Genomic DNA, 15,898 nt, shown 5'->3' with positions numbered 1-15,898 from the left:
CGCCCTCAAGACTTCAGTCCTGCTCGCGCAGCCGCTCGAAGAAGGCCTTGAGCCCATGCTCCCAGGCCTTCTTCTGCGCCGCATCGGCAAAGCTGGCCTCGAAGCTGTTGAAGGCGAGCTGGTAGGCATGCCGGGGCTCGAGCCCAAGCGCCGCGAACAGCTCGACATAGTTTTCGTTGACATAGCCGCCGAAATAGGCCGGGTCATCCGAGTTGACCGTCACGCACAGGCCGGCGTCGAGCAGGCTTTTCAGGTTGTGCTGGGCCAGCGTCGGGAACACGCACAGCTTGATGTTGGACAGCGGGCAGACCGTCAGCGGCACGCGTTCCTCGGCCAGCCGCTGCATGAGGGCCGGATCGCGCACCGCCTGCACGCCGTGGTCGATGCGCTCGGCTTTCAGCAGATCGAGCGCCTGGTGGATGTACTCGGGCGGGCCCTCCTCGCCCGCATGCGCGACCACATGCAGGCCGAGCTCGCGGCATCTGGCAAAGACACGCTCGAACTTGGCCGGCGGATGACCGAGCTCGCTCGAATCGAGCCCGACGCCGATGAAGTAATGACGGAACGGCAGCGCCGCCTCCAGCGTGGCGAAGGCATCTTCCTCGCTCAGGTGGCGCAGGAAGCACAGGATCAGCTTGGCACTCAGGCCGAACTCCTGGTGCGCGCGCTGGCAGGCATGGTGCAGCCCCTTGATGAGGGTCTCCATCGGCACGCCGCGCGCGGTATGCGTCTGCGGGTCGAAGAAGATCTCGGCATGCACCACATTGTCGGCGGCGGCCTTGTCGAGATAGGCCCAGGCCATGTCGAAGAAATCCTGCTCGTGCAGCAGCACGCTGGCGCCCGCGTAATAGAGGTCGAGAAAGCTCTGCAGGTCGCTGAACTGGTAGGCCGCGCGCAGCGCCTCGACGCTGGCATAGGGCAGGCTGACATGGTTGCGCTGCGCCAGCTTGAAGATCAGCTCGGGCTCGAGCGTGCCTTCGATGTGGACATGCAGCTCGGCCTTGGGCATCAGGCGCAACACACTGGGCAGACGGTCGGGGGCGATATGCGGGATCTTGAACATGGCGGGACTCCTACTTGTGCCGGCGATGGCCGGTCCGGCGCTCAGCGTAGCAGAAAGGCCCCGCTGCGCCGCCCGCCGGCACGGGAAAACTGCAACCCGCCTGTTGCCTGGCACCCGGCCAGGACTCAGGCCAGCAGCCTCCAGGCCAGCGTCACATAGAGCGGAATGCCGAGCAGCAGATTGAACGGAAAGGTGACGCCGAGCGACAACCCGAGGTAGAGCGCCGGCCAGGCTTCGGGAATCGCGTAACGCAACGCCGCCGGCACCGCGATGTAGGAGGCGCTGGCGGCCAGCACCATCAGCAAGGCACCGTTGCCCGGCTCGATGCCGAAGGCCAGCGCCAGACCGAGCGCCAGGCTGGCATGCAGCAGCGGCCCGGCGACGGCGTAGAGCAGCAGCAAGGGCGAAGGCCGGCCGAGCTGGGCCAGCTGACGCGCCGCCGTCAGGCCCATGTCGAGCAGGAAGAAGGCCAGCATGCCCTTGAACAGGTCGACCGAGAACGGCGCCATCATCGCCTCGCCCTCGGCCCCGGTCAGCACGCCGACCAGCATGGCACCCAGCAGCAAGAGCTGGGCGCCGTCGGTGAAGGCCTCGTGCAGCAACTGGCCCAGGGACACCGGGTTCGGCACCGACTCCGGCGCCGGCGCACCGCCCAGCGCCAGCACACCGGCGCCGGCATGCACCACGCCGGTCCGGGCCACCGCAGTGCGCTGGCGCAACCGGTTGGCCAGCAGCACCGCCAGGATGATGGCGGGCGACTCCATCAGCGCCATCGCCGCCGCCATGTGGCCGCCGTAAGGCAGGCCACGGCTCTCGAGGTACTGCAGCGTGGTGATGAAGGTCACCGCGCTGACCGAGCCATAGGTGGCCGCGATCGCCGCCGCGTCATAGCCGTTCAGGAAGCGCCGCATGATCTGGTAGCCCAGCAGCGGCACGATCACGGCCAGCGCGACCGCGCAGCCCAGGGTGGTCGCGACCTCGGCGTTCAAGCCCGACCGGGCCAGCGCAAAACCGCCCTTGAGCCCGAGCGCCATCAGCAGGTAGAGCGACAGGAAGCGCGAGATCGCGGGCGGGATTTCGAGGTTGGACTTGAGCAGCCCGGCCAGCACGCCGAAGACAAAGAACAGGATGGCCGGATCGAGGAGGTTTTGCATGTCGCACCTTCTTGGTTGGAAACGGCGCGATGGTAGTGAATAAAATCGATTAGTAAAAATCTTTTATTTTTATGAAAACAATAGAGTTTTTTCTATGAATGCAACCTTTCGCCAGCTGCGCCTGTTCCTGGCGCTGGCCGAGCATGGCAGCATCACCGCGGCCGCAAGGGCCTGCCATGTGACCCAGCCGACGGTGTCGATCCAGCTGCGCGAGCTGTCCGAGGCGGTCGGGCTGCCGCTGTACGAGCAGATCGGCAAGAAGCTCCATCTGACCGCCGCCGGCGAGACGCTGGCCGAGACCGCACGCGCCATGGTCGACGAATGGTCGACCTTCGGCCAGCGCATCGACGCGATGAAGGGGCTCACGCGCGGTCGGGTCCGCCTGGCGGTGGTCAGCACCGCCAAGTACTTCGTGCCGCGCCTGCTCGGCAGCTTCTGCAGCAGCCACCCGGATGTCGATGTCGCGCTCGAGGTGCTCAACCGCGACGGCGTGGTGGCCCGGCTGCGCGACAACCGGGACGACCTCTACATCATGTCGATGCCGCCCGAGCACATGGAGCTCGAACGCCACGACTTCCTGCCCAACCCGCTGGTAGTCATCGCCCCCGAGTCGCATCCGCTGGTGCAGCGGCGCCAGATCGCCCTGGCCGAGCTGGGCGACGAACGCTTCATCCTGCGCGAACCGGGCTCGGGCACCCGGCTGAGCTGCGACTCGCATTTCAGCCGCGAGGGCTTCAAGCCCCGGGTCCGGCTTGAGCTCGGCAGCAACGAGGCAATCAAGCAGGCGGTCGCGGGTGGCATGGGCCTGGCCATCATTTCGCGCCACGCGCTGGCCTTGCACCCGGCCGAGGACCAGCTCGCGCTGCTCGACGTGCAGGGCTTTCCGCTGCAGTCGCAGTGGTGGACGCTCTATCCGCGCGGCAAGCGGCTGTCACCGCTGGCCCAGGTGCTGCTCGAGCATATCGAGCACACCGCGCGCGAGTGGTACCAGTGGCGCCAGCAGGCTTGACGGCCTGCCCGCTGGCGTCCCGTCACTTTTCGGTGCGGTTCGAAGGCGGCGTGGTCTTGATGCTCCAGACCATGGTAATGGCCAGGATGCCCAGCACGACGCCCAGCGACAGCAGCACCGGGATCTTGTAAAAGTCGATGATGACCATCTTGCCACCGATGAAGACCAGGATCAGCGCCAGGCCGTAGTTGAGCAGGTGGAACTTGCCGGCAGCCGCCTGCAGCATGAAGTACATCGCACGCAGGCCCAGGATCGCGAACACATTGCTGGTCAGCACGATGAAGGGGTCGTTGGTGATGGCGAAGATGGCCGGAATCGAATCGACCGCGAACACCACGTCGGTGAAGCCGATCAGGCAGATCACCATCAGCAGCGGGGTGGCGATGCGCTGGCCGTTCTCGACCGTCCAGAAGCGCTCGCCATCGTAGTGGCGGCTGACCGGCAGCACCCGGCGCAGCAGCTTGAGCGCAGGGTTGTCCTCCAAGTCGGCCTCCTGGCCGGCGGCCAGCCACATCTTGATGCCGGTCAGGATCAGGAAGGCACCGAACAGGTACAGGATCCAGTGGAACTGGGCCAGCAGCCAGCTGCCGATCAGGATCATCGCCGTGCGCAGCACGATCGCGCCAATGATGCCGATCATCAGCACCCGCTTCTGGTACGCCGGCGGCACCGCGAAGTAGCTGAAGATCATCAGGAACAGGAAGATGTTGTCAACCGCCAGGCTTTTCTCGATCAGGTAGCCGGTCAGGAACTCGAGCGACTTCTCGTTGGCCATGTCAACCGAGCCGGTCTGGTCGCGGATCGCCCACCATATCAGGGCGTTGAAGACGAAGCTCAGCGCGACCCAGAGCATGGACCAGCGTATGGCCTCCTTCAGGCTGACCTCGTGCGCGCCCTGCTTCTTCAGGACCCAGAAGTCGACAAACAGCGCGGCCAGCACAAAGGCCACGAAAACCAGCCAGAGCCAGAGGGGTGCAATGGTGCTCATGTCGCGTTACCTCGCAAGGGTGTGATCGTCACGCCGGCACAAGGTCTTGCGAGGGCACCAGGCAAACCACCTGGACCTGATGCCACCGGTGGCCTTGGCAGGAGCCACGCATTGACGGTGTACATCGCGAATCCGCATCTGGCAAGACGCGGACCGCCCGCTACTCCCCTTGAAGGGAAAACAGGGTTGAAAAGGAATCAGGCCAGGCTGACCTGGCGCATCGGCCGACGCTTGCGCTGCCACAGGCGGGCCAGGGTATGGGTGGCGCGCTGCAGCGCCTGGTTGAGCGCCCCTTGTGCATCCTCGGCCTTGGCGATGATGACCAGCCGGCCATGGCCCGCAGTGGTCAGCATGATCTGGCACTGCTTGTCCACGCCACCCTTGGGGCCGTTGATGTCGCGCAGGCTGATGCGTGCCTGCTGCACCTGACCCTGCAGCCGCTGCAGCACCAGGCGGACCCGCTGCTCGACCTGCTGGCGCCAGACCTGGGGCTCGCCGCTGCGTGAGGATTCGATCAAAACATTCATGGCTTGAGCTCCTGTGGGGATGAAGAGCTTTCAGCTTAAGGCCACCAAACCCTATGTAAAAGCAGAAATTTACTCAGTTTAATTTCGTAAAAAACTGAAAAAGCCGCCCGGGCTGGCAATAACCCGGGCGGCTTTCAGACTGGCGGTAGCGCTCAGTTCGGCAGCTTGCCTTCGACGCCCTTGACGTAGAACTTGATGCCGCCCAGGAAGGCGTCGTCGGCCACGACATCCTTGGCCAGCAGTTCCTTGCCGGACTGGTCGAGGATCGGGCCCTTCCAGATCGCGAAGCTGCCGTCCTTCAGGCCGGCCTTGACGGCATCGACCTTCTGCTTGAGCTCGGCCGGCACGTCGTCGGCGATCGAGACCAGGTCGATCGCGCCTTCCTTGACGCCCCACCAGGCCTGGCCGGTGGTCCAGCTGCCGGCCAGCGCATCGGCCACGGTCTTCTTGTAATAGGGACCCCAGTTGATGACGGCCGAGCCCAGGTGGGCCTTGGGGCCGTAGGCGGTCATGTCCGAATCCCAGCCGAAGCCGCGCTTGCCGAGCTTGTCGGCGGTCTGCAGCACGGCCGAGGAATCGGTGTTCTGCATCAGCACGTCGGCACCGCCGTTGATCAGCGAGGTCGCGGCCTCGGTCTCCTTCGGCGGATCGAACCAGTTGTTGACCCAGACCACGCGGGTCTTGACCTTGGGGTTGACCGACTGCGCGCCGAGCGTGAAGCTGTTGATGTTGCGGATCACCTCGGGGATCGGCACCGAGGCCACCACGCCCAGGGTATTGCTCTTGGTCATGCCGCCCGCGATGACGCCGGCCATGTAGGCGCCTTCGTAGGTGCGGCTGTCGTAGGTGCGCAGGTTCTCGGCCGTCTTGTAGCCGGTGGCATGCTCGAACTTGACGTCCTTGAATTCGGCCGCGACCTTGATCATCGGCTCCATGTAGCCAAAGCTGGTGCCCAGCACGATCTTGTTGCCCTGCGCGGCCAGGTCGCGGAACACGCGCTCGGCGTCGGCGCCCTCGGGCACGCTCTCGACGAAGCTGGTCTGGATCTTGTCGCCGAACTCGGCTTCGAGCGCCTTGCGCGCGTTGTCGTGCGCGAAGCTCCAGCCGCCGTCGCCGACCGGGCCGACATAGGCGAAGGCCACCTTGAGCGGCTCGGGCTTGGCCGGGGCCGGCGCAGCCACGGGGGCCGGCTCTTCCTTCTTGCCGCAGGCGACCAGCGCAGCGGCGGCGAGCGTGGACAGCGCGACGAGTTGGACCCAGTGGCGCTTGGAATGGTCTGTCATGTCGAATCCTTCAGGACAAGTGTTGAAAGGCAGTGAAAGGCGGGCGAAAAACGCTGACTGCGGGACCGTTCAGGCCCCGGGGTAGAACGGCTTGCCGAGCGAAGCCGGCATGTTGATGCGTATCCACTGCGGGTTGCGCGAGATCAGCACCAGCACCAGGATCGTCGCCAAATAAGGCAGCATGGTCAAGAACTGGCTCGGCAGGTTGATGCCCTGGCCCTGCAGGTGGAACTGGACCATGGTGACGGCGCCGAACAGGTAAGCCCCAAGCAGGATGCGTGCCGGGCGCCAGGTGGCAAAGGTGGTCAGCGCCAGCGCGATCCAGCCCTTGCCCGCGATCATGCCCTCGACCCAGAGCGGCGTGTAGTAGGTCGAGACATAGGCGCCCGCCAGGCCGCACAGCGCGCCGCCGGCCAGCACCGCACCCAGGCGGATGCGCCGCACCGGATAGCCCAGCGCATGGGCCGATTCGGGGCTCTCGCCGACGCTGCGCAGGATCAGGCCGCTGCGGGTGCGGTACAGCCACCAGACCAGCAACAGCACCAGCGCCAGCGCTCCATAGACCAGCGGATGGTGGCGAAACAGCGCCGGGCCGAACCAGGGCAGGTCAGACAGCAGCGGGACCGCGAACGGCCCCTGCTCGGGCAGCTTGGCCTGCACATAGCCGGTACCGGCGAAGGCCGAGAAACCGGCGCCGAACAGGCTCAGCGCCAGTCCGGTGGCGTACTGGTTGGTGTTGAGCCAGATCACCAGCAGGCCGAACAGCGCCGCGAGCAGCAGGCCCGCCAGCATGCCGGCGAGCAGGCCCAGGGTCTGGCTGCCGGTGGCAACCACGGTCGCGAAGCCGGCCAGCGCGGCGCACAGCATCATGCCCTCGGCGCCCAGGTTGACGACACCAGCCTTCTCGTTGATCAGCAGACCGAGCGCAGCGATCGCGAGCACCGTGCCCGCGTTGAGCGAGGAAGCCAGCAGCAGTGCGCTTTGTTCCATCTCATTTCCCCCATTTGATGCGATAGGCGACCAGGGTGTCGCAGGCCAGCAGCGAGAACAGCAGCAGGCCCTGGAACACGCCGGTGATCGACTTCGGAAAACCCAGGCGCGACTGCGCGAGTTCGCCGCCGATGTAGAACATGCTCATCAGCAGGGCTGACAGCACGATGCCGACCGGATGCAACCGGCCGACGAAGGCAACGATGATGGCAGCAAAGCCATAACCGGCCGGGACATAGGGCGTGAGCTGGCCGAGCGGGCCGGCGACCTCGAGCGCGCCGGCCAGGCCGGCCAATCCGCCCGAAGTCAGCAGCGCGATCCAGAGCGCGCGCCGCGACGAGAAGCCGGCAAAGCGCGCCGCCGCCGGCGCCAGCCCGCCGACCTGCTGGGCAAAGCCCGACAGGGTGCGAAACAGATAGAGCCAGATGCCCGCGGCCAGCACCAGCGCGATCGGCAGGCCGATGTTCAGGCGCGAGCCGTCGAACAGGCGCGGGATGCGCGCGGCCGCCTCGAAGGTCTTGGTCTGCGGGAAGTTGTAGCCCAGCGGATCTTTCCAGGGCCCGTAGACCAGGAAGCCGAGCAACTGGATCGCGACATAGACCAGCATCAGGCTGACCAGGATCTCGTTGGCATGGAAACGGTCGCGCAACCAGGCGGTCAGGCCGGCCCAGACCATGCCGCCCGCGACACCGGCCAGCAGCACGGCCAGCACCATCCAGCGCCCACTGTCGGGACCGGCCAGCAGGGCGACACCACCGGCAGCCAGCGCACCGAGCACGAACTGGCCCTCGGCGCCGATGTTCCAGACATTGGAGCGAAAGCACACCGCCAGCCCGAGCGCGATCAGCAGCAGCGGCGTAGCCTTGAGCAGCAGTTCGCCGATCGCGTAGGGGGTGCGGATCGGCTCCCAGAAGAAGACCTGCAGGCCGCGCAGCGGGTCCTTGCCGAGCAGCATGAACAACGCCATGCCGATCAGCACCGTCAGCGCCAGCGCCAGCAGCGGCGAGGCATAGCTCCAGACCTTGGAGGGCTGGGCGCGCAGTTCAACCCTGAGCATCAGCGGCCTCCCGTGCTGCGTTCAGGCCTTGCGGGGCCGGCTGGTCCGACTCAGAAGGCCATAAGCCCGACATCCAGGCGCCGATGCGCTCGACCGTGGCCTCGGCGCGCGGCACCGACGGCGAGAGCCGGCCATCGGCGATCACGTGCAGCCGATCGCTGATCTCGAACAGCTCGTCGAGCTCCTCGCTGACCACCAGCACGGCACAGCCGGCGTCGCGCAGAGCCAGGATCTCGGAGCGGATATGGGCGGCGGCGCCGACATCGACGCCCCAGGTCGGCTGACTCACGATCAGCACGCGGGGATTGCAATCGATCTCGCGACCGACAATGAATTTCTGCAAATTGCCTCCTGACAGCGAGCGCGCGACCGCATCGGGGCCGCCGGCCTTGATCTTGTAGCGCGCGATGATCTCGTCGGCCTGCGCGCGCAGCACGCCCAGCCTGAGCCAGCCCAGCGGGCCGACCGCGTCGTGCCGGGTCAGCAGCAGGTTGTGCGCCAGGCCCAGGGTCGGCACCGCACCGCGCCCCAGCCTTTCCTCGGGCACGAAATGTAGCCCATGCTTGCGCCGCAGTCCGGGGCTGGCCTGCGACAGGTCGACGCCAGCCAGCTGCACGCTGCCGGGCGCCGCGCGCCGGTCCTCGCCCGAGAGCGCGCACAGCAGCTCGCCCTGGCCGTTGCCCGAGACACCGGCGATGCCGACCACCTCGCCCGCGCGCACCTGGAGCGAGATCCCATGCAGGTCGGTACCGAAGGGGTCCTCACTGGCCAGTTGCAGCTCGCGCACGTCGAGCATCAGCTCGCCCGGCGCCTGGTCGCGTGCGCGCAGCAGCTCGGGCTCGGAGCCCATCATGAGCCGGCTCAGCGAGGCATTGGTCTCGCGGCTCGGGTCGCAATGGCCGACCACCCGGCCGGCGCGCATCACGGTGCAGGCGCGGCAGAGTTCGCGGATCTCGTGCAGCTTGTGGCTGATGTAGAGGATCGAGCAGCCCTCGGCAGCGAGCTGGCGCAGCACCACGAACAGGCTCTCGACCGCCTGCGGCGTCAGCACCGAGGTCGGCTCGTCGAGGATCAGCAGCTGGGGCCGGGTCAGCAGCGCACGCACGATCTCGACCCGCTGGCGCTCGCCGACCGAAAGCGTGTGCACCGGCCGGCGCGGGTCGAGCTCGAGCCCGTACTCGCTGGCCTTGGACTCGATGCGCTCGACCACCTCGCGCAAGCTCAGGTGCTTGTCGAGGCCGAGCCAGACGTTCTCGGCCACGGTCAGCGTATCGAACAGGCTGAAATGCTGGAACACCATGCTGATGCCGAGCGCGCGCGCCTCCTGCGGGTTGCGCACCTGGACCTGCTGGCCGTTGAAGCGCATGACGCCGGCATCGGGCTTGGCCACGCCGTAGATCAGCTTCATCAGCGTCGACTTGCCGGCGCCGTTCTCGCCCAGCACGGCGTGGATGCTGCCGGGCTCGACGCTGAGCGCGACGTTGTCGTTGGCCACCACGCCGGGATAGCGCTTGGTGATGGCACTGAGCTCGAGTCTGGGGGTACTGCTCATAAGGGGGGTCGGAGACGGAAAGGAATCTCGAAGCTCGCCAGCAGGGGCGGCCCAGGGCCAGCCGGACCTGCCGGGCAGGGAGCCCCGATGTTAAGGCCAGCCGGGCATTCCCTCGCGGTTCTGACGCAGATACGATGGCACAAATGTTGCAACTCGGTTGAACCCAACTGCCCACCGCCTGATGCCATCCGATCACCCCCCCATCCAGCCGCTGCGCTTTGTCCAGCGCGGCGCGATCGTGAACGTCGAGCGCGTCGCGCCCGAGCGCACCCTGTTGGCGCTGCTGCGCGAGGACCTGGGGCAGCCTGCCGTCAAGGAAGGCTGCAACTCGGGCGACTGCGGCGCCTGCACCGTGGTGCTGGCACAGGCTGAGGGCGACGGGCTGCGCTGGCGTGCCATCAACAGCTGCCTGCGGCTGGCGCATTCGGTCGATGGCAGCGCGCTCTGGACCGCCGCCGACCTGACGCAAGACCCGCTGCTCGACCTCGGCGGGGCCCAGCTGCACCCGGCGCAGCAGGCCATGCTCGAGCAGCATGGCTCGCAATGCGGCTTTTGCACGCCGGGTTTCGTGATGAGCCTGTTCGCGCAATACCAGAACCGGGTCATGGCAGGCGAGACGGTGACACGCGAGGCCACGCAGGCCGACCTGTCGGGCAATCTGTGCCGCTGCACTGGCTACCGGACTATCCTCGACGCGGCGCAGTCGATGGCGCGACTGCCGCCGGCACGGGTCGATCAGGCCGCCCTGCTGGCGCTGCTGGGACAGATCGCCCCGGCACCGACCACGCTGGCAGCGCTGCTGCAGGCGCGCGCGCGCTGGCCCGAGGCCAGGCTGGTGGCCGGCGCGACCGACCTCGGGCTGTCGATCACCAAGGGGCTGCAACCGCAAGCCCGGCTGCTCGACCTGACGCGCGTCGAGGAACTCGGACGCATCGAGCGCCAACCCGGCTGGCTCGGCATCGGCGCGGCCGTCACGCTCGAGGATGCCTTTGCCGCACTGGTGCAGCAATGGCCCACGCTGGCGGAATTCGCACAGCGCTTTGCCGGCCTGCCGGTCCGCCAATCGGGCACGCTGGGCGGCAACATCGCCAACGGCTCGCCGATCGGCGACTCGATGCCGCTGCTGATCGCGCTGCGCGCGCGCCTGCAGCTGCTGCGCTGGGACCCGGATCGCCAGACTGCGGCCGAGCGCCACCTCGCGCTGGAGGACTTCTACACCGGCTACCGCCGCAATCGACTCGGCGCGGACGAACTGATCGAAAGGATCGAGATTCCCTGTCCGGAGCAGCCCGCCGACAGCGGCTGGACCCGGGCCTACAAGGTATCGAAGCGGCACGAGGACGACATCTCGACCGTCTGCCTCGCGCTGTCGCTGCAACTCGACAACGGCCAGGTGCTGGCAGCGGCGATCGGCGTCGGGGGTATCGCGGCAACGCCAGTGCGGGCCACACGCACCGAAGCGGTGCTGACCGGCCAGCCCTGGAGCGTTGCCACGGTGCAGCAAGCCATGAAGACAATCGAAAGCGAGTTCGAGCCGCTGTCGGACCTGCGCGCCAGCGCCAGCTACCGGCGCCAGCTGCTGGGTCAGCTGCTCTGGCGCAGCTGGCTCGAAAGCCAGGGCAGCGCCCTGCCCTACGCCACCGGCCTGCAGGCGCTGGAGCCGATCAGCCCCCGGACCGAGACGGAGCTGCGGCCATGAACCACCCTGCCCTGCCACCGAGCGGCGCCTGCGGCCAAGCCCTGCCGCACGAGAGCGCCCGCGCCCATGTCACGGGTGCGGCCCCCTTCATCGACGACCTGCCCGAGCTGGCCGGTACGCTGCACGCCGCTCCGATCCTGTCGCCGCTGGCGCATGGGCGCCTGCTCGGACTCGATACGGCCGCCGCGCTGGCGCTGCCCGGCCTGCGCGGCCTGGTGCTGGCGGCCGACATCCCGGGTCATCCCCTGCTGCCGACCTCGGCCCAGGACGAGCCACTGCTGGCGCAGGACGAACTGCTCTACGCCGGCCAGGTGATCGGCCTGGCGGTGGCGACGGACCGCGAGACCGCCCGGCGCGCAGCGCGGCTGGTCCAGCTGCGGACCGAAGCGCTGCCGGCGCTGCTGTCGGCACGCGCCGCCCATGCCGCCAGTCACTATGTCGCGCCGCCGGTGCATCTGGCGCGCGGCGACGTGGCCACCGCGCTGGAGCAGGCACCGCACCGCTTGACAGGCTCGCTCGAGAGCGGCGCACAGGAGCATTTCTACCTCGAAGGCCAGGTCGCCTACGCGCTGCCGCAGGAGCAGGGCCAGTGGCTGGTGCATGCCAGCACCCAGCATCCGGGCGAGGTGCAGCACGCCGTCGCCAGCGCGCTGGGCCTGTGCAACCATGATGTCCAGGTGGTGTGCCGGCGCATGGGCGGCGGCTTCGGCGGCAAGGAAACCCAGGCCAGTCAGGTCGCGATCTGGGCCGCGCTGGCGGCGCACAAGTTCGCCCGCCCGGTCAAGCTCAGGCTGGACCGCGACGACGACTTCCTGATCACCGGCAAGCGCCACGCCTTCAGCTTCGACTGGGAGGCCGGCTTCGACGACCAGGGCCGGCTGCTGGCGCTCGAGCTGACCGAGCTGGCCGACTGTGGCTTCTCGGCCGACCTGTCAGTCCCGATCTGCGACCGCGCGGTGTTTCACAGCGACAACGCCTATTTCCTAGAGCATGTCGCGATCCACAGCTGGCGCTGCCGCACCCACAAGCAAAGCAGCACCGCCTTTCGTGGCTTCGGCGGACCGCAGGGCATGCTCGTGATCGAGACCATCATGGGCGAGATCGCGCGCCGGCTCGGACAAGACCCGCTCGAGGTGCGGCGGCTCAACCTCTACGGCACCCAGGAGCGCCACGTCACGCACTACGGCATGCCGCTGGAAGACAACATCCTGGCGCCGCTGATCGACAACTTGGCACAGAGCGCGCGCTACCTTGAGCGGCGCGCCGCGATCGTGCACTGGAACGCCACCAACCCGGTCATCAAGCGCGGACTGGCGCTGACGCCAGTCAAGTTCGGCATCAGCTTCACCGCGACCCAGCTCAACCAGGCCGGTGCGCTGGTCCATGTCTACACCGACGGCAGCGTGCTGCTGAACCACGGCGGCACCGAGATGGGCCAGGGCCTGCACACCAAGGTCGCGCAGATCGTCGCCCAGGCGCTGGGCCTGCCGCTGCCTTGCGTGCGCGTGAGTGCGAGCGACACGGCCCGGGTGCCCAATGCCTCGGCCACCGCCGCCTCGACCGGCACCGACCTGAACGGCCGCGCCGCGCAGCTCGCCGCCATCCAGGTGCGCGAGCGACTGGCCCAGTTCGTCGCCGAGCAGGACGGCTGCAGCGCCGCCGAGGTGCGTTTCGAGCAGGCCCAGGTCGTGAGCCCCAAGGTCAGCCGTGCCTGGAAAGAAGTCGTGGCCGCCGCCTATTCGGCCCGCATCCAGCTCTGGAGCGACGGCTACTACCGCACGCCCAAGATCCACTACGACCCGCGCACGCTGACCGGGCGTCCGTTCTACTATTTCGCCTATGGCGCCGCCTGCACCGAGGTCGCCATCGACTTGCTGACCGGCGAGAGCCGGGTGCTGGCGGTCGACATCCTGCACGACGTCGGGCGCAGCATCAACCCGGCGCTCGACATCGGCCAGATCGAAGGCGGCTTCATCCAGGGCATGGGCTGGCTGACCAGCGAGGAACTGGTCTGGGACGCGCAGGGCCGGCTGCTGACCCACGGCCCGAGCAGCTACAAGATCCCGAGCGCGGGCGACCTGCCGGCCGAGTTCCGGATCGAACTCTGGCCCGAAGCCAACCGCGAAGACAATGTCTACGGCAGCAAGGCGGTCGGCGAACCCCCCTTCATGCTGGCCATCAGCGTCTGGGAGGCGCTGCGCGACGCGGTGGCCCAAGCGCGTGGCGACGGACAGCCGGTGCAGCTCGATGCGCCAGCGACACCGGAGCGGCTGCTGCGGGCGCTGGGCGGGCTGGATTGAATCAGGCCCCGCGCGCCGGCCCGCCCGGCCCACTCGGCCCACCCCGGGTGATGCGCGTGAACGGCGGCAGTCCCTGCAGCAGGCGCTGGCCATAGCTGGTGCGCGACAGCCGGCGGTCGTAGCAGGTCACATGGGCCTCATCTTCCTCGGTGCGGATCGCACGGCCCACCCACTGCGCAAGCCGGATCGCGGTCGCCGGCACCACCAGCTCGGTGAACGGGTCGCGCCCGACCTGGCGCAGCCATTCGGCGCGCGCCTCGCCGACCGGATCGTCGGGTGGCGCGAACGGCAGCTTGGTGATGAACAGGTCCTCGCACAGCGGCCCCGGCAGGTCCAGCCCCTCGCCGAAGGACTGCATGCCGAAGATCACCGACGGCTGGCCGGCAGCGACCCGCTCGCGGTGGCGCGACAGCAGCTGCCAGCGTGGCAGCGCGGTCTGCACCAGCACGATCTCGCGCAGCGACTCGGGCAGCGACTCCTCGGCCAGCCGCAGCTGCGCGCGCGAAGTGAACAGCACCAGCGCGCCATGCTCGACCTGCTGCAGGTCGCGCAGCAGCGCCTGCACCATGGCCGCGTTGTAGACGGTCACTTCCTTCGGGTCTGGCAGATCATCGACCAGCACCAGCCGGCCCTGGCGCGCGAAATCAAACGGGCTCTGGACTTCGAGCGCCAGCGCGCAAGGGTCGCCGAACAGGCCGACCTCCTTGAGGAAGAAGTCGAAGCGCCCCAGGCTGGTCAGCGTGGCCGAGGTCAGCACCGCGCCACGCACCACCGACCACAGATGCTGGCGCAGCGTCGCGCCCGGCAGGGTCGGGCTGGCATGCGCCTGCAGCACGATGTAGTCGCCCTGGGTCGCGAGCGTGAACCACTTGGCCGCTGGCGCAGTCCCCTCGGCGGGGTCCTGCAGCATCAGCTGGGTCGTAGCGGCGACCGCCTCGAGCCGGGGCGCCAGCGTGCCGAGCTGGGCATAGAGCTGCGACAGGCGCTTGGCCTGGTCGGGCTGTGCCTTGATCTCGGCGCGCAGCGCCTTGCTGACCGCACGCAGCGCATCGAGGAATTCCTGCGCCTGGTGCGAGAGCTGGGCCAGCGGCTCGATCAGCTCCGGGTGCAGCTGTCCGCGCGGCACGCGGTAGCGCCCGGGCTGGTTCGCCAGCCCGCCGGCACCGGCGCGCCGGCTGCCAAAGGCCGGCGCCTCCTCGCCTTTCAAGGCCGCGCCATGGTGATGCATGACCAGGCGCGCCAGATCCAGCATCAGCTGGCGCAGCTGGGCTGAGATACGCGGAATCTCGGCCACCTCGGACACCGCCAGCAGGCCGCCGGTGCGCACCGCCTGGCTGGCCAGCTTGTCGATCCATTTGAGCCGGCTCAGGTCCATGCTGCTGGCGAACTGGTCCAGCGCGATGCCGGGCAGGTGATGCGCCTCGTCGAGCACCAGCAGGCAGTTGTCGAGCTCGGGCAGCAGGCGCGAACCGAGCGAGGACAGCAACAGGTCATGGTTGACCACGATCACCTGCGCGCCGACCAGGCTCTTGCGCGCGGCGTAATAGCTGCACTGGTCGTAGGCCGGGCAATGACGCGCGGTGCAGGAACTGCCCTCGGCTGCGACCGCCGCCCACCAGGCCGCTTCGGGCGGCTGCTCGAGCTGGTCGCGGTCACCGTCCCAGCGTCCGCGCTCGAGCTGGCGCTGCAGGTCCTGATAGAAAGTCTGGCGCTCGACCTGTTCCTGCGCCAAGCTCACGCTGCGCCCGGCACTGGTAGGCCGCGCCTCCTCGGCGAACAGGTCATCCTCGGCATCCCAGGCCGCATCGCCATCGCCCCCGTCGCTGCCGGAGGACCAGCGGTCGAGCTTGAGCTTGCAGACATAGCGCCCACGCCCCTTGGCCAGCGCAAAGCGGAACGGCTGCGGCAGGCTGTTGGCCAGCGCCGGCAGGTCCTTGGCGACCAGCTGCTCCTGCAAGGCGACGGTGGCGGTCGAGATCATCACGCGCGTGTTGCGCGCCAGCGCCAGCGCGATCGCCGGCACGCTGTAAGCCAGCGACTTGCCGACCCCGGTGCCGGCCTGGATCACCGCGATCGAGCGCTGCGGCTCGAGCGCCTCGATCGGGCCATCCTCGTCCTCGGGCGGCTTGCCGAGATCGGCCTCGCTGAAGGTCAGCGCGACCTGCTCGGCCATCAAGCGCTGACCCTCGCGCACCCGCAGCCCGCTGGCCGCCACCACCTGATCGAACACCTGCAGCGCCGAGCGCGCCATTTCTACCTTGGACATGGGGCGGGAG

At 68.1% G+C, this 15,898-nt stretch carries 12 protein-coding genes; 3 read left to right on the top strand and 9 right to left on the bottom strand.

Annotation, left to right across the window (positions count from 1 at the left end; all coding sequences use genetic code 11):
* Positions 1 to 13: 13 nt before the first annotated feature.
* Together C6P61_RS12715 and C6P61_RS12710 are read right to left on the bottom strand one after the other, a co-directional pair.
* On the bottom strand, positions 14 to 1,063 hold the full coding sequence (locus tag C6P61_RS12715; RefSeq protein ID WP_105730292.1) for an adenosine deaminase: 1,050 nt from the start codon (positions 1,061 to 1,063) through the stop codon (positions 14 to 16).
* A gap of 125 nt (positions 1,064 to 1,188) precedes the next feature.
* On the bottom strand, positions 1,189 to 2,217 hold the full coding sequence (locus C6P61_RS12710; RefSeq protein WP_105730291.1) for a sodium-dependent bicarbonate transport family permease: 1,029 nt from the start codon (positions 2,215 to 2,217) through the stop codon (positions 1,189 to 1,191).
* A 94-nt stretch (positions 2,218 to 2,311) separates the two neighbouring features.
* Here C6P61_RS12710 and C6P61_RS12705 point away from each other — a divergent pair, with 94 nt between their 5' ends.
* Positions 2,312 to 3,226 (top strand): LysR family transcriptional regulator, encoded by a 915-nt coding sequence (locus tag C6P61_RS12705; protein WP_105730290.1) that lies wholly within the window; start codon positions 2,312 to 2,314, stop codon positions 3,224 to 3,226.
* A 22-nt stretch (positions 3,227 to 3,248) separates the two neighbouring features.
* On the opposite strand, the gene C6P61_RS12700 is transcribed toward C6P61_RS12705, so the two are convergent.
* The 6 genes from C6P61_RS12700 to C6P61_RS12675 form a co-directional block, all read right to left on the bottom strand.
* Entirely contained in the window at positions 3,249 to 4,214 is a 966-nt protein-coding gene (locus tag C6P61_RS12700; protein WP_105730289.1) for a TerC family protein, read from the bottom strand.
* A 197-nt stretch (positions 4,215 to 4,411) separates the two neighbouring features.
* Positions 4,412 to 4,741, bottom strand: a complete 330-nt coding sequence (locus tag C6P61_RS12695) for a hypothetical protein (protein ID WP_105730288.1) — start codon at positions 4,739 to 4,741, stop codon at positions 4,412 to 4,414.
* Positions 4,742 to 4,893: 152 nt separating this feature from the next.
* On the bottom strand, positions 4,894 to 6,024 hold the full coding sequence (locus tag C6P61_RS12690) for a BMP family ABC transporter substrate-binding protein (RefSeq protein ID WP_105730287.1): 1,131 nt from the start codon (positions 6,022 to 6,024) through the stop codon (positions 4,894 to 4,896).
* Between the two features lie 69 nt (positions 6,025 to 6,093).
* A complete protein-coding gene (locus C6P61_RS12685; protein WP_105730286.1) occupies positions 6,094 to 7,014 on the bottom strand; it encodes an ABC transporter permease in 921 nt (306 codons plus the stop codon).
* Between the two features lies 1 nt (position 7,015).
* Positions 7,016 to 8,071: an ABC transporter permease gene (locus tag C6P61_RS12680; protein WP_105730285.1), complete on the bottom strand. Its 1,056-nt coding sequence runs from the start codon at positions 8,069 to 8,071 to the stop codon at positions 7,016 to 7,018.
* Positions 8,058 to 9,623 (bottom strand): ABC transporter ATP-binding protein, encoded by a 1,566-nt coding sequence (locus C6P61_RS12675; RefSeq protein ID WP_105730284.1) that lies wholly within the window; start codon positions 9,621 to 9,623, stop codon positions 8,058 to 8,060. Before C6P61_RS12675 ends, C6P61_RS12680 begins: the two co-directional genes overlap by 14 nt.
* Positions 9,624 to 9,804: 181 nt before the next feature.
* On the opposite strand from C6P61_RS12675, the gene xdhA reads away from it, so the two are divergent.
* Together xdhA and xdhB are read left to right on the top strand one after the other, a co-directional pair.
* Positions 9,805 to 11,322: a xanthine dehydrogenase small subunit gene (xdhA, locus tag C6P61_RS12670; RefSeq protein WP_105730283.1), complete on the top strand. Its 1,518-nt coding sequence runs from the start codon at positions 9,805 to 9,807 to the stop codon at positions 11,320 to 11,322.
* Positions 11,319 to 13,622: a xanthine dehydrogenase molybdopterin binding subunit gene (gene xdhB / locus C6P61_RS12665; RefSeq protein WP_105730282.1), complete on the top strand. Its 2,304-nt coding sequence runs from the start codon at positions 11,319 to 11,321 to the stop codon at positions 13,620 to 13,622. The genes xdhA and xdhB overlap by 4 nt, the downstream gene beginning before the upstream one ends.
* 1 nt (position 13,623) lies before the next feature.
* Here the strand turns inward: xdhB and dinG are convergent, their stop codons facing one another.
* The gene (dinG, locus tag C6P61_RS12660) at positions 13,624 to 15,888 is read right to left on the bottom strand and encodes an ATP-dependent DNA helicase DinG (protein WP_105730281.1); all 2,265 of its coding nucleotides are present in this window, start codon (positions 15,886 to 15,888) and stop codon (positions 13,624 to 13,626) included.
* Positions 15,889 to 15,898 lie beyond the last annotated feature (10 nt).

This window comes from Malikia spinosa (assembly GCF_002980625.1).
Taxonomy (GTDB): domain Bacteria; phylum Pseudomonadota; class Gammaproteobacteria; order Burkholderiales; family Burkholderiaceae_C; genus Malikia; species Malikia spinosa.
The sequence above is the reverse complement of the archived record's forward strand: the minus strand, read 5'-3'. Positions and strand labels throughout refer to the sequence as shown.

Bases quoted from the DNA above. Each gene is read 5' to 3' on its own strand.
- C6P61_RS12715 (WP_105730292.1), bottom strand. From the start codon at position 1,063: ATGTTCAAGATCCCGCATATCGCCCCCGACCGTCTGCCCAGTGTGTTG.
- C6P61_RS12710 (WP_105730291.1), bottom strand. From the start codon at position 2,217: ATGCAAAACCTCCTCGATCCGGCCATCCTGTTCTTTGTCTTCGGCGTG.
- C6P61_RS12705 (WP_105730290.1), top strand. From the start codon at position 2,312: ATGAATGCAACCTTTCGCCAGCTGCGCCTGTTCCTGGCGCTGGCCGAG.
- C6P61_RS12700 (WP_105730289.1), bottom strand. From the start codon at position 4,214: ATGAGCACCATTGCACCCCTCTGGCTCTGGCTGGTTTTCGTGGCCTTT.
- C6P61_RS12695 (WP_105730288.1), bottom strand. From the start codon at position 4,741: ATGAATGTTTTGATCGAATCCTCACGCAGCGGCGAGCCCCAGGTCTGG.
- C6P61_RS12690 (WP_105730287.1), bottom strand. From the start codon at position 6,024: ATGACAGACCATTCCAAGCGCCACTGGGTCCAACTCGTCGCGCTGTCC.
- C6P61_RS12685 (WP_105730286.1), bottom strand. From the start codon at position 7,014: ATGGAACAAAGCGCACTGCTGCTGGCTTCCTCGCTCAACGCGGGCACG.
- C6P61_RS12680 (WP_105730285.1), bottom strand. From the start codon at position 8,071: ATGCTCAGGGTTGAACTGCGCGCCCAGCCCTCCAAGGTCTGGAGCTAT.
- C6P61_RS12675 (WP_105730284.1), bottom strand. From the start codon at position 9,623: ATGAGCAGTACCCCCAGACTCGAGCTCAGTGCCATCACCAAGCGCTAT.
- xdhA (WP_105730283.1), top strand. From the start codon at position 9,805: ATGCCATCCGATCACCCCCCCATCCAGCCGCTGCGCTTTGTCCAGCGC.
- xdhB (WP_105730282.1), top strand. From the start codon at position 11,319: ATGAACCACCCTGCCCTGCCACCGAGCGGCGCCTGCGGCCAAGCCCTG.
- dinG (WP_105730281.1), bottom strand. From the start codon at position 15,888: ATGTCCAAGGTAGAAATGGCGCGCTCGGCGCTGCAGGTGTTCGATCAG.